This window comes from Micrococcus luteus (assembly GCF_014138885.1).
Taxonomy (GTDB): domain Bacteria; phylum Actinomycetota; class Actinomycetes; order Actinomycetales; family Micrococcaceae; genus Micrococcus; species Micrococcus luteus.
Genome location: NZ_JACJIK010000001.1, coordinates 2,164,226 through 2,177,918, shown reverse-complemented (window position 1 = coordinate 2,177,918; position 13,693 = coordinate 2,164,226). Strand labels below are relative to the sequence as shown.

General features: G+C 73.8%; 9 protein-coding genes. 1 reads left to right on the top strand and 8 read right to left on the bottom strand.

Annotated features, from left to right (window positions below):
* Window positions 1–14: 14 nt before the first annotated feature.
* The 7 genes from HDA34_RS10135 to guaB form a co-directional block, all read right to left on the bottom strand.
* Entirely contained in the window at window positions 15–254 is a 240-nt protein-coding gene (locus HDA34_RS10135; protein WP_134377071.1) for a hypothetical protein, read from the bottom strand.
* On the bottom strand, window positions 244–4,011 hold the full coding sequence (locus HDA34_RS10130; protein ID WP_134377072.1) for a DUF4011 domain-containing protein: 3,768 nt from the start codon (window positions 4,009–4,011) through the stop codon (window positions 244–246). The genes HDA34_RS10135 and HDA34_RS10130 overlap by 11 nt, the downstream gene beginning before the upstream one ends.
* A gap of 98 nt (window positions 4,012–4,109) precedes the next feature.
* Window positions 4,110–5,729 carry a glutamine-hydrolyzing GMP synthase gene (gene guaA / locus HDA34_RS10125; RefSeq protein ID WP_166795205.1) on the bottom strand — a complete coding sequence of 540 codons (1,620 nt, stop codon included), beginning with the start codon at window positions 5,727–5,729 and terminating at the stop codon, window positions 4,110–4,112.
* 22 nt (window positions 5,730–5,751) lie between these two features.
* On the bottom strand, window positions 5,752–6,300 hold the full coding sequence (locus HDA34_RS10120; RefSeq protein WP_010080440.1) for a DUF3817 domain-containing protein: 549 nt from the start codon (window positions 6,298–6,300) through the stop codon (window positions 5,752–5,754).
* Window positions 6,300–7,262: an SURF1 family protein gene (locus HDA34_RS10115; protein ID WP_134377073.1), complete on the bottom strand. Its 963-nt coding sequence runs from the start codon at window positions 7,260–7,262 to the stop codon at window positions 6,300–6,302. The genes HDA34_RS10120 and HDA34_RS10115 overlap by 1 nt, the downstream gene beginning before the upstream one ends.
* A gap of 47 nt (window positions 7,263–7,309) precedes the next feature.
* Entirely contained in the window at window positions 7,310–8,446 is a 1,137-nt protein-coding gene (locus HDA34_RS10110; RefSeq protein WP_134377074.1) for a GuaB3 family IMP dehydrogenase-related protein, read from the bottom strand.
* A gap of 93 nt (window positions 8,447–8,539) precedes the next feature.
* Window positions 8,540–10,084, bottom strand: coding sequence for an IMP dehydrogenase (gene guaB / locus HDA34_RS10105; protein WP_036317607.1), 1,545 nt, complete (start codon window positions 10,082–10,084; stop codon window positions 8,540–8,542).
* Between the two features lie 185 nt (window positions 10,085–10,269).
* Here guaB and HDA34_RS10100 point away from each other — a divergent pair, with 185 nt between their 5' ends.
* Complete coding sequence (locus HDA34_RS10100; protein WP_061867093.1) at window positions 10,270–11,703, top strand: dicarboxylate/amino acid:cation symporter; 1,434 nt, start codon at window positions 10,270–10,272, stop codon at window positions 11,701–11,703.
* A gap of 1 nt (window position 11,704) precedes the next feature.
* On the opposite strand, the gene HDA34_RS10095 is transcribed toward HDA34_RS10100, so the two are convergent.
* Complete coding sequence (locus tag HDA34_RS10095) at window positions 11,705–13,660, bottom strand: BCCT family transporter (RefSeq protein ID WP_134377075.1); 1,956 nt, start codon at window positions 13,658–13,660, stop codon at window positions 11,705–11,707.
* Window positions 13,661–13,693 lie beyond the last annotated feature (33 nt).

Sequence of the window (13,693 nt, the reverse complement as noted above, 5' to 3'; positions counted from 1 at the left end):
CGCATCGGGCCGGCTCAGCCCCAGTGGGGCGGGCGCTGCTCGCGCAGCCAGCGGTCGCGCTCGGCCTCGGCCGCACCGGTCTCGACCCCGGCCTCATGTCCGGTCGGCGCGGTCGCCGGCGACGTCCCGGCCTGCCCGGTCAGCCGGGGCATCCCGGGCAGGCGCGGCTCGCGGCCGTCGGCGGTGGCCGGGCCGGTGCCCGGGGCGTCCGCCCGGCGCGGGCCGCGGCGGCGCGGCGCGCCGTCAGCGGGCATCGTCGTCGGTCTCGTCGGTCTCGTCCGTCTCGTCCGCCGGCTCCACGCCCAGCCGGTCGGCCAGCTCGCGGGCCACGGACTCCGGGTCCGCGAACACGTCGATCGACCACAGGGTCCGGGGCTCCCAGCCGCGGGCCTCGAGCCCCTCGGGCAGGGTCCGCGAGCGCTGCCGCACCGTGAGGGCGCGGTACACCTCGCCACCGTCGCCGGCCAGGGCCAGCGGACGGGGCGCCTCGTCCGCGCGCGGATCGAGCACGGCCAGGTCCATGACGCCGGCGTAGCGGGGCAGGACCCGGGCGCCGTGCTCCTCGAGCCGGTCGCGCAGATCGGCCAGCAGCGGATCGCCCACCATGCCCACGGGGTCCGCGGCGTCGTCGCCCAGGTAGGCCTCGAGCAGCCGCAGGAACCAGAGGGCGCCGCCGTCGAGCCGGTCCTCGTCCAGGTCCGCGGCGCGCAGCGCCGAGACGAGGTGCAGGCGCCGGCGGGCGCGGGTGAGCGCAACCGTGACCATGCGCTCGCCGTCCGGGTCGGAGAAGGCGCCGAAGTGGTGCACCACGCGGCCGTGCGGGGTGCGGCCGTAGCCGGGGGTGAGGATCACGGCGTCACGCACCACGGAGGCGGCGCGCACGACCGGCACGATCACGAACGGCTCGGCGTCGGCGGCGTCCTCGCCGCGGCCACGGGCGAGGAACTCGTGGGCCCACGGCGCCTGCGCGGCCGTGGCCTGCACGGCGGCGGCCACCCTGCGGGCGTGCTGCTCGGACACCGTGACCACGGCCAGGGACTGTTCGGGCCGGTCGCGGATGTGCTCGAACACCCGCTCCACGGTGCGGGCGACCTCGGCGTTCGTGGACTCGACCACGTCGCCGCCGGTCATCGGGATGCCGGTGCCCTCGGGCAGGTACTCGGCCGTGACGGCACGATCCCGGCCGGTGGCCTCGCCCGCGGTGGGCAGCGCGTCCAGGGCGCCGTCATAGGCGAGCGCGGAGAGCAGGCGCACCAGGCGCCGCTCGAGGGGGCGGTGCACGGTGCGCAGCGGCAGGGTGGGCAGCACCTCGTCCAGCGCGTCGTGGGCCGAGCGCAGCGGGCGCAGGGGCCCGGCGGTCGCCGTCGGGTCCACGGACACCTGGAACGACTGCGGGCGCCCGATCACCGGGTCGCCGAAGGCCACCACCTGGGGGGCGCGGGTGAGCGCGCCCATCGCGGTGGCCAGGGCGGTCGCGTCGGCCTCCAGCAGCACGACGACGTCGGCGCGCCACTCCGGGGGGAACTCGGACAGGGCCATGGGCGAGGTGGTGACCACCGGCACGAGCGGCTGCAGGAGCTCGGGGGTGATCGTGGCCAGGGACTCGACCGTGGGGCTGCCCTGCTTGAGCAGGGTGCGCAGCACGGCCGCGTCCGCGCGATAGGTGCGCAGCGCCTCCCGCCAGCGCGCGGCCAGCGCGGCGGAGAGCCGGGCGCCGCCGCGCTCGAGATGGGCGCGGTCCAGGTCGCGGAACCCGCGCTCGACCTCCGCCAGGTCCGTGCCGCTCATCATGGCCAGGAAGTCGTCCCCGGAGATCATCGCCTCGAGCGCGGACTGCCACCACGCCAACTCGAGCTCGGCGGTCAGGGCCTCGGTGGGCACCTCGCGGTCGCGCAGGTCCTCGAGCAGCTCCGCCAGGCCGTGGTCGCGCAGGCTGTCCAGCACGAGGGTGCGCTCGGGCAGCGTGGCCAGGGTGTCGCGGTCCGCCACGAGCCCGTCGACGGCGGCCACGAGGTCGTCCACGTCCCGCTCCTCCAAGGGCGCCTCGGCCACGGCCTCCGGGGCGAGGACGCCCTCGAGCCGGCGTAGGCGCTCGCGCACCTGGCCGACCTGGCCCATCACGTGCTCGCCCTGGTCCGGCACCTGCGGGGGCGTGCCCGGCTCGGCGGCGTGGCGGTTCCAGTCCTCCAGGACGGCGGCGGCGTCCACGAGGGCGCCGTGCAGGTCCGTGGGCTGCACGCCCGGGCGGACCGCGTCCTTCGCCGCGCGGCGCAGGCGGGACCGGGTCACCGAGGACATCTCGACCAGGTGGAGGCGCCGCCACGAGCTGGTGGCGGTCGCCGCGACCAGCTGGGGCACGTCGAGGGAGAACACCTCGGGGGTGAACTCGGTGAGGGTGCGGGCCACACGGCGGTAGAGGTCCGCCTGCTCCGCCCAGCCGGCCACCGTGCGCTCGGGGCGCAGGCCGGCCTGGGCGGCGGCGGTGTCCACGGCGCGCCGGGTGGTGTGCAGGGCGGCCGCCAGCTCGTCGGCCAGCTCCGAGGCGGCCTCGGTCTCCTGCACGTTGCGCACGCGGGCGCCGAACCAGCGGCTCTCGGTGGCGGCGGCCGAGAACGCGCCGAGCTCCCCGGCGCGCACGAGCTGCTCGCCCACGGCCTGCCGGTTCACGGTGGAGTCCAGCACGGAGCGCTTGAGGCGCACGGTGGTGGCCGGCGGCGTCTCGAGCCCGGTCAGGGCGGCCAGGGCCTGCATCGCCTGGAACGGCGAGCAGCCCCAGCGGGGGCGGACGTGGTGCAGTGAGCCGACGTGCTCCTGCAGCCGGCGCCGTCGTTCGGTCAGGGCGGCCTCGTCCCGGGCGGTGTCGGGGTCCACGGCCCGCTCGGAGCGCAGGACGGCCTGCACGAGCTGGCGGCGGAGCAGCTCGGGGTCCGCGTTGGCGGGCACATCCAGCGCGATCGAGCGCAGGTCCGCCTCCTCGAGGCGGTCGAGCACGTCGGCCAGGGCGGCGGAGCGCTCGGCCACGACCAGCACGCGCCGACCCTCCCAGGCCAGGCGCGCGGCCAGGGCGGCGGCGGTCTGGGTCTGCCCGGTGCCGGGGGCGGCCGCCACCACGAGGGACTCCCCCGCCGCGGCGTGCTCGAGCACGCGTGCCTGGGCGGCGTCGACGTCGACGACGAGGCGCTCGTCCGCCGGGGCGACGTCATCCTCCGCGGGCGCGCCCGTGGGCTGCAGCGCCGCCGGGCGGGGCACCATGCCGGTCCCGGCGTCGTACAGGGCCTGCACGACCGGCAGATCCTCGAGGGAGGCGGGCAGGGAGGCGGTCTCGCCGAGGTCCGCGAACGTGGAGACGAGCAGGCAATCCTGGATGTGCAGGTCCGCGATCGCGGCGGTCTCCTCGCGCAGGCGGGCGAACGCGGGGGCGGGCTCGAGGCGCGCCGTGGCGTAGGCGGCCTGCTGGTACGCCTCGGGGTCCAGGGCGATGCCGTGGTGCCGGCGCAGGTTCCGCACGAGCGCCGGGTTCAGGCGGGCCGGCTCGGTGATCTGGACCTCCAGCTCGTCCCGGCCCCGGGCGCCGCGGCGCACCGTCAGGGCCACGCGGGCCAGCAGCACGGGGGCGGAGCGGCGCTCCCGCCGGCCGTCCTCCTCGGCCGTCCACGTGGCCACGCCCACGGCGAGCGCGCCGACGTCGATGCCGCGCTCCTCCGCCAGCTCGCGGACCTTGGCGCGCAGGCCGAGGGAGACCTCGTGCGCCGCGTCCAGCACCGGGCCGGCCGGCAGCAGGGTGGACAGGCGGGTGCGCCGCCCCAGCAGCAGCTGCGAGACGCCGGAGGAGCTCGCCTCCGTGAGGTCGATGCTGTTGGCCGCCGAGGGCGCGAACCGCAGCATCGTGTCGTTCTCGGCGCCCGAGCCCAGGGAGGACACCCAGGCGGCCGGGTCGGGGCGGGTCTGCCCCTCGTCGGGGCGTGCGGCGGCGCGGGCGCGGGCCAGGCGCGGGAACTCCTGCTCGGTCACGTGCGTGCGGTCCTTCCTCCGTCGCCTGGGTCCAGGCGGTCTTCGTGCGGACGGCCGCCCCGGTCAGGGGCGGCCGGATGCGGCGCCGGACGCGCCGCTCACTCCCACTCGATGGTGCCCGGCGGCTTGCTGGTCACGTCGAGCACGACGCGGTTGACGCCGTCGACCTCGTTGGTGATGCGGTTCGAGATGCGGGACAGGACGTCGTCCGGGATCCGCGCCCAGTCCGCCGTCATGGCGTCCTCGCTGGTGACGGGGCGCAGGACGACCGGGTGGCCGTAGGTGCGGCCGTCACCCTGCACGCCCACGGAGCGCACGTCCGCGAGCAGCACCACCGGGCACTGCCAGATCTGGCGGTCCAGCCCGGCCGCGGTGAGCTCGGCGCGCACGATCGCGTCCGCGCGGCGCAACAGGTCCAGACGCTCCTGGGTGACCTCGCCGATGATGCGGATGCCCAGACCCGGACCCGGGAACGGCTGGCGGTGCACGATGCCCTCGGGCAGGCCGAGCTCGGCGCCCACGGCGCGGACCTCGTCCTTGAACAGCTCGCGCAGCGGCTCGCACAGCTCGAACTCGATGTCGTCCGGCAGGCCGCCCACGTTGTGGTGGGACTTGATGTTGGCCGCCCCGTCCCCGCCGCCGGACTCGACGACGTCCGGGTAGAGCGTGCCCTGCACGAGGAAGCGGACCTCGGTGGCGTCCGGGTCGTGCTCGGACTCGAGGACGATGTCCGCCTGCGCCTTCTCGAAGGTGCGGATGAACCGCTCGCCGATGATCTTGCGCTTGGTCTCGGGGTCGGTGACGCCGGCCAGCGCGGACAGGAAGTCCTCGCGCGCGTCCACCATCACGAGGCGGGCGCCGCCGTGGGCCTCGCCGAAGGCCTGCTCGATCTCGGCGGACTCGCCCTCGCGCATGAGGCCGTGGTCCACGTAGACGCAGGTGAGGCGGTCGCCGATGGCGCGCTGCACGAGGGCCGCGGCCACGGCGGAGTCCACGCCGCCGGACAGGCCGCAGATGGCCCGCTTGTCCCCGATCTGCTCACGGATGCGCTCGACCTGCTCCTCGATCACGCCGCTGGCCGTCCAGTCCGCGCCCAGGCCCGCACCCACGTGCAGGAACTGCTCGAGCACCCGCTGGCCATGGGAGGAGTGGCCCACCTCGGGATGCCACTGCACGCCGTAGATGCGGCGCTCGCGGTCCTCGAACGCGGCGACGGGGGCGCCCGCGGTGGAGGCCGTCACGGCGAAGCCCTCGGGCGCCTGCGTCACGGCGTCCCCGTGGGACATCCACACGACCTGCTCGAGGTCCTGGTCCGCGAACAGCACGGAGTCGGCATCCACCGAGTCCAGGCGGGTGGAGCCGTACTCCCGGGTGCCGGTCTTGGCCACGGTGCCGCCGAGGGCGTGCGCGATCGACTGGAAGCCGTAGCACAGGCCCAGCACGGGCACCCCGGCCTCGAGCAGCGCCGGGTCCAGCTGCGGGGCGCCGGGCTCGTACACCGACGACGGCCCGCCCGAGAGGATCAGCGCCGCGGGCTTACGCTCGAGGATCTGCGCCGCCGGGGTGGAGGCGGGCACGACCTCGGAGTAGACGTTGGCCTCGCGCACACGACGCGCGATGAGCTGCGCGTACTGGGCGCCGAAGTCCAGCACCAGCACCGTGGGCATCACGTCGCTGAGCGGGGCGGGGGTGTCGGGGTGGGGGGCGTTCTGCGTCACCCGTCCAGGATAGTCGAGGCGCTCAGTAGCGCCGCGCGGCGTCCGGGAAGCGGTGCAGCTCGTCCCGGACCACGCGGGTCATGCGCTTCTCCACCACGAAGGACAGGAACGGCACGACGCCGCCGCCGGCCATCGCCAGCAGGCGCAGCGGCTCCCAGCGCATCAGGGACCACAGGCGGAACGAGGCGAGCAGGTACACCACGTACATCCAGCCGTGGGCGATGAGGATGAACAGGGACAGGTTCACTCCCCCGGTCACGCTGTCCGTGGGGTGCAGCCCCAGGCCGTTGGCGTCCCCGTCCAGGGTGGTGCCGCCCGCGTAGAGCTCCACGTGCATGCCGTACTTCAGCACCATCTCCGCCACGAGCAGCAGGAGCATGATGCCGGTGATCCACGCGCACACCACGTAGAGGCGGGTGGCGGAGCGGATCTGCTGCTGGGTGCCGGCGAAACGGCGCTGCTCCCGGCCCGGCCGCGGGGGCGGCTCGGGCAGGTCGGCCTCGGTGATGTCCTCGGGATCCGGCAGGCTCGCCGGGTCCACCGGCTGGGGGCCGGGGTGCTGGGTGCTCATCAGCTCTGCTCCTCTCGGGGCCCACGGGGGCCCGGGTCGCGGGGGTCGGGGCGCGCGGCCCCGTCGTCGTCGTGGTCCTGGCGTGGGTGCGCCGCGGCCTGCGCCGCGAAGGCCCGCTCCTTGGCCTCGCGCGCGGCCGCCCTACGCCGCTCGAGCTCCTCGGCGCGCCACTGCGCGGCCCACTCCTCGTCGAGCCGACGCTCATGCTCGTCCCGGACGTGGTCGTCGCGGACGAACCGCCACCACAGGAACAGGGCGAAGCCGGCGAAGAGCATCCACTCCACGGCGTAGAAGACGTTGAGCCAGATGATCTGGGTCTCCTCCGGCTGCGGGGCCACCCACACCGGCTCGAGCCCGCCGGGACCGGCCGCGCCCGTCTCGGCACCTGCGGCGTCGACCATCTCGAACGCCGCGACGAACGCCGCGTAGGACGGCTCGTCCCACACGTTCACCAGCTGGGCCGGGGCCAGGCTGCGGTACAGGAGCCGGTCGGCGGTGTCCTCGGCCGCGGCCTCGCGCGGCAGGGGCCCGTCCGGGGGCAGCAGGCGTCCGGTGACGGTGACCTGCCCGGCGGGCGCGGGGTCCACGACGTCGGCATCGGCCGACCAGCCGCGGACCACCGGGACGACCTCGCCGTCCGGGGCGCCGGCCACCCGCAGGGCCGTGACCGTCCAGTAGCCGTCGCGGCCGTTCAGCAGGCGCGGGCCGACCAGGACGTCCGTGCCGGGCACGAACTCCCCCTCGACCGTGACCACCTGGTCGGCCTGCGAGCCCAGCAGGGCCTCGTAGGGGCGCACGTGCTCCAGGAACGGCACGGCGTTCTCGGTCTGGGTGCGCGGCGGCGGCGCATTCGTCTCCGCGGACTCGAACTGCCACTTGGACAGCGCCACGAAGACCGCGGCCGCCACGAGGGCCAGCACCAGGGTGGCCAGCCAGACGGGCTTGAGGGCGGTGCGCAGCACGCCGTATCAACTCTTCCGGTCGGGGTGCCGCCACGCGGCGGCGGGGATCAGACGGTCTGGGTGGGGGTCACGAAAACCTCCACCTTCTGGAAGTCCTTGAGCTCGGTGTAGCCGCAGGTGGCCATGGCGCGCTTCAGGCCGCCCATCAGGTTGGACGTGCCGTCCGCGTGGCGGCCGGGCCCCCACAGGACCTCCTCGAGCGGAGCCACCTGGCCCACGTGGGTGCGGTGCCCGCGCGGCAGCTCCGGATGGACGGCCTCGAGGCCCCAGTGCCAGCCGCCGCCGGGGGCGTCGGTGGCGCGGGCCAGGGCGGCGCCCAGGACGACCGCGTCCGCGCCCATGGCGATCGCCTTGACGATCTCCCCCGAGGTGGAGACGCCGCCGTCGGCGATCACGTGCACGTAGCGGCCGCCGGACTCGTCCATGTAGTCGCGGCGCGCCTCGGCGATGTCCGAGATGGCCGTGGCCATCGGCACGCGGATGCCCATGGCGCGGCGCGTGGTGGTGGACGCGCCGCCGCCGAAGCCGACGAGCACGCCGGCCGCGCCGGTGCGCATCAGGTGCAGGGCCGGCGTGTAGCCGGCCGCCCCGCCCACGATCACGGGCACGTCCAGCTCGTAGATGAACTGCTTGAGGTCCAGCGGCTCCTGGGTGGAGGAGACGTGCTCGGCCGAGACGGTGGTGCCGCGGATGACGAACAGGTCCACGCCCGCCGCCACGACGGTGCGGTAGAACTCCTGCGTGTTCTGCGGGGTCAGCGAGCCCGCGACGACGACGCCGGCCTCGCGGATCTGCGCGAGGCGCTCGGTGATCAGATCGGGGCGGATGGGGGCCGCGTAGGCCTCCTGCAGCGTGCGGGTGGCCTCGGTCCCGGCCGGGCCGGCCTCGAGGGCGGCGATCTCCTCGAGCAGCGGGCGCGGGTCCTCGTGGCGGGTCCACAGGCCCTCGAGGTTGAGGACGCCGAGTCCGCCCAGCCGCCCCATCGCGATGGCGGTCTCCGGGCTCATCACGGAGTCCATGGGCGCACCGATCACGGGCATGTCGAACGTGTAGGCGTCGATGCGCCACGTGAGGCTGACGTCCTGGGGATCCCGGGTGCGCCGCGCGGGCACCACGGACACGTCGTCGAGGGAGAAGGCCCTGCGGCCGCGCTTGCCGCGGCCGATCTCAATCTGGTTCGTCACCGGGCCAGCCTAGCCCAGGCGCCACGGGGGCGGCGCCGACCGTGTCGTCGGCGCCGCCCCGTCCGGGGGCTCCCCCCGGACCCGACGTGCGGGTCAGCGCGAACGGTAGTTCGGGGCCTCGACGGTCATCATGATGTCGTGCGGGTGGGACTCCTTCAGGCCCGCCGCGGTGATGCGCACGAAGCGGCCGTTCTCCTTGAGATCGGCCACCGTGGACGCGCCCGTGTAGAACATCGTCTGGCGCAGGCCGCCCACGAGCTGGTGGACCACCGAGGCGATCGGGCCCCGGAAGGGCACCTGGCCCTCGATGCCCTCGGGGATCAGCTTGTCCTCGTCCGGCACGTCCGCCTGGAAGTAGCGGTCCTTGGAGAAGGAGCGCGTGCCGTTGCGGGTCTGCATGGCGCCCAGGGACCCCATGCCGCGGTAGGTCTTGAACTGCTTGCCCTGGTAGAACACGAGGTCGCCCGGGGACTCGGCCGTGCCGGCCAGCAGGGAGCCGAGCATCACCGAGTCGGCGCCGGCCACGAGGGCCTTGCCGATGTCACCGGAGTGCTGCAGGCCGCCGTCGGCGATCAGCGGGACGCCCGCGGGGCGCGTGGCCTTGGCCGCCTCGTAGATGGCGGTGATCTGCGGGACGCCGACGCCGGCCACCACACGGGTCGTGCAGATCGAGCCCGGGCCCACGCCCACCTTCACGGCGTCCGCGCCGGCGTCGACGATCGCCTTGGCGCCCGCGTAGGTCGCGGCCTGACCGCCGATGACATCGACGTGCGCGGCCGCCTTCTCCTTCTTCAGGCGCGCGATCATGTCCAGCACGCCGTGCGTGTGGCCGTTCGCGGTGTCCACCACGAGGGCGTCCACACCCGCCTCGACGAGCGCCATGGCGCGCTCCCAGCCGTCGCCGAAGAAGCCGACGGCGCCGCCGACGAGCAGCCGGCCCTCGTCGTCCTTCGCGGCGTCCGGGTACTGCTCCGCCTTGTCGAAGTCCTTGATGGTGATCAGGCCGGTCAGGCGGCCCGCGTCGTCCACGAGCGGCAGCTTCTCCACGCGGTTCTGGGAGAACAGGCGGATGGTCTCGGCGCGCGAGATGCCCTCCTGCGCGGTGACCAGCGGCATGCGGGTCATGGCGGTGTCCACCGTGCGGGTGGCCCACTCCTCGCGCGGGATGAAGCGGGTGTCGCGGTTGGTGATGATGCCCAGCAGCGTCATGTCCTCGGCCACCACCGGCAGGCCCGAGACGCGGTACTGGGCGCACAGCTCGTCCAGGTCCGCGAGCGTGGCGTCGGGGCCGATGGTCACGGGGTCCTTGATCATCCCCGACTCGGAGCGCTTCACGGTGTCCACGTGGCGGGCCTGGTCCTCGATGGACAGGTTGCGGTGGATGATGCCCATGCCGCCCTGGCGGGCCATGGCGATGGCCAGCGGGGCCTCCGTCACGGTGTCCATCGCCGCGGAGACGATGGGGATGTTCAAGCGGATGTTGCGGGTCAGCCGGGTGCCCGTGTCCGCGTCCGCGGGGATCACGTCGGTGGCGTTGGGCAGCAGCAGGACGTCGTCATAGGTGAGGCCGAAGAAGCCGAAGGGATCCGAGGAGGAGTGGACGGGCTCGGGGCTGGGACCGGTGCTGGTGTTGGTCACGAAGGCGCCTTTCGGGACGGGTGTTTCCGCGATTCTATGCCCGGGGGTCAAACCGGCGACCCGGGTGCGGGCCACGTCACAGGGCCCTCGCGCTGGGCCACGCGAGGGCGAGACGGGCGTCACCACGACGTCACATGGCGCAATCCGTTTCGACGTCGTGGTATTAGAGCGCCTAACCTCCCCGGATGAGCACCGCACAGTCCTCCCCCGCACCGGCGCCCCGACGCCGGCTTCCCGCCTGGACGTCGAACTTCGGCTGGCAGATCGCCGCCGCCCTCGTCCTCGGCCTCGTCCTGGGCCTGATCGCCCGCGCGACGGGGCACACCTCCGAGCACCCGACCTGGCTCGGCGAGACGCTGGCCACCGTCGGCAGCATCTACATCAGCCTGTTGAAGGCCACGGTCGTCCCGCTGGTCTTCTTCGCCGTCGTCGCCTCCATCGCCAACCTGGCCCAGGTGACCAACGCGGCCCGCCTGGCCGCCAAGACCCTGCTGTGGTTCGCCATCACGAGCCTGATCGCGGTGCTCATCGGCCTCGCCGTCGGCGTCGTGCTGCAGCCGGGCGTGGGCACCGGCCAGACCGCGCCGGCGTCGTACCAGGCCAAGGACGTCGGCTGGCTCGACTTCCTGACCTCCCTGGTGCCGGCGAACTTCCTCGGCCTGACCGTCAAGACCACGGCCGGCGAGGACGGCGCGCTCGCCTCCTCCCCCACGTTCAACGTGCTGCAGATCCTCGTGATCGCGATCGTCGTGGGCGTGGCCGCGCTCAAGGTCGGCGAGAAGGCCGCCCCGTTCCTCACGTTCTCCCGCTCGGTGCTCGCGATCATCCAGAAGCTGCTGTGGTGGATCATCCGCCTGGCCCCGATCGGCACCATCGGCCTGCTGGGCAACGCCGTGGCCTCGTACGGCTGGTCCACGATGGGCACGCTGGCCAAGTTCGTGGTGGCGATCTACGTGGGCCTGGCCCTCGTGATGCTCGTGGTGTACCCGGTGCTGGCGCGCCTGCACGGGCTCTCCGTCAAGCAGTTCTTCACCGGCGTGTGGCCGGCGTTCCAGCTCGGCTTCGTCTCCCGCTCCTCCCTCGGCACGCTGCCCGTCACCCAGCGGGTGGCCGAGCGCAACTTCGGCGTGCCCACCGGCTACGCCTCCTTCGCCGTCCCGCTGGGCGCTACCACCAAGATGGACGGCTGCGCCGCGATCTACCCGGCCGTGGCCGCCGTGTTCATCGCCCAGTTCTACGGGATCGACATGAGCCTGAGCCAGTACGCCCTCGTGGCACTCGTGTCCGTGCTGGGCTCGGCCGCGACCGCCGGCACCACCGGCGCCACCGTGATGCTCACGCTCACGCTGTCCACCGCCGGGCTGCCCCTCGAGGGCATGGCCCTGCTCCTGGCCGTCGACCCGATCGTGGACATGGGTCGCACCGCCCTCAACGTGTCCGGCCAGGCCCTCATCCCCGCCCTCGTGGCCTCCCAGGAGGGCATCCTCGACCGGGACCGCTACGACGCCCCGCGCGGCGACATCTTCGGCGAGGACGAGGAGGAGATCGTCGAGGCCCGCGCCCACGCGACCGCCGACTCCCGCGCCCAGCTCGTCGGCACCCCGGAGCCGCGCGCCTGAGTCAGCGGCTGGACGGGCCTGCTCCGGCGGGCCCGTCCGCGCCGTCCCCGTCCCCCTCGTCCAGGTACTCGCCCAGCACGTAGTCGTAGTCCACGGGGTTCCCGTCCTCGTCCGTGCGGCGGTACCAGTCGGTGATCTCCGCGGCGGTGGAGTCGAACCCCTCGCCGGCCGCGTACCAGCTGCCCGGCGGGGTGCGCTCCACCGTGAACGCGAAGTCGTCCCCGTACTCCACCAGGCCCCGCACCGTCGCCTTCTCGACGGCGGCCCGCTGGTACCGGTCACGGATCGCGAAGGGGTCGTTGGCCAGTTCGCGCTGGAGCGCGACCGCCATGAGGACGAGCACCACGGTGAACGGCAGCGCCGTGATGGTGATGAGGTTCTGCAGGCCGGTGAGCGCGGTGTCGCCGCCGGTCAGCAGCATCACGACCGCGATGCCCGCCATGCACAGTGCCCAGAACACCGTGATCGTGCGGCGCGGGGCCGGGGCGCCGCGCTGCGAGAGCTGCGAATTCACGATCGAGGCGGAGTCCGCCGTCGTGATGAAGAAGACCGCCAGCATGACGATCACGACCGGGGCCACCAGCCCGCCGCCGGGCAGCTGGTCCAGGACCACCCAGAAGATCTCCGCCGGCGCGGGCAGCGACGCGGCTGTGCCGTCCGGCGCCACGGAGCCCTGGGTCCGCTGCAGCCAGATGGTGGTGCCGCCGATGATCGTGAACGCGCCGACGATCACCGCGGCCGGGATGAACAGGGCCCCGAGGACGTACTGGCGGATGGTCCGACCCTTCGAGATCTTCGCCATGAACACGCCCACGAACGGGGCCCAGCTGACCCACCACGCCCAGTAGAAGATCGTCCAGCTGGAGAGGAACTCCTGCATGTCCTCCCCCTGGGCCATCGAGGCGCCGAGGGCGTCCGGGGCGGAGGAGACGTAGTCCATCAGGACGCCGGGCACGATGTTCAGCAGGAACGCCGTCGGGCCGACGACGAAGAAGAACAGCGCTAGGCCGAGGGCGAGCAGCATGTTGATGTTGGACAGCCACCGGATGCCGCGGGCCACACCGGACACCGCCGAGAAGATGGTGCCGATCGTGAGCACCACGATGATCCCCAGCGCCACGGTGTTCCCCGGCGCCGACCAGCCCGAGACGATCTCCACGCCGCGGCCGATCTGCAGGGCGCCGATGCCCAGCGAGGCCGCCGTGCCGAACAGTGTGGCGATGATCGCGAGCCCGTCGATCAGGCGCGCGCCGACCGAGTCGCTGCGCGGGGAGTCGCCGAACAGCGGCGCGATGATCGAGCTCATCAGCGGCACCCGGCCCCGGCGGTAGGACACGTAGCCGACCGACAGGCCGACGATCGCGTAGATCGCCCACGCGTTCACGCCCCAGTGCAGCGCGGCCTGGGCCAGCGCGCCCGTCACCGCCTCCTCGCTCGCCGGCTCGTACGCCCCCGGGCGCGGGGCCAGGTAGTAGGTCAGCGGCTCGTACGGGCCGAAGAAGATGATGCCGATGCCGATGCCGGCCGCGAAGAGCATGGCCGACCAGCTCGCCGTGGAGTACTCCGGCTTCTCCCCGTCCAGGCCCAGCGGGATCTCGCCGTACCGGGAGAACGCCAGGGCCAGCAGGAACACCACCATCCCGATGGCCAGCAGGGCGAACAGCCAGCCGGCGTGGACCATCACCCAGTCGAGGGCCGCGCTCGAGACGGCCAGCACGGCGTCCGGCTGCAGCACGCCCCACACCACGAAGCCGACCACCAGCAGGCCGACGACGGCGAGGATCACCCGGTCCACGCCGTAGCGCACCCGGCGGTCCTCCACGGACACGCCCGGCACGAGGGCCGGGTGGATGCCGTGCGGATAGGAGAACTCGCGGACGAAGCGGCGCAGCCGTGGCCGGGCCGGGGTCCGGGTCGTGTGGGACCCGGTGGGACGGGGCGGCGTGGGTGTATCCATGGGCACACCATAGAGGGCGCCCCGGACGGCGGT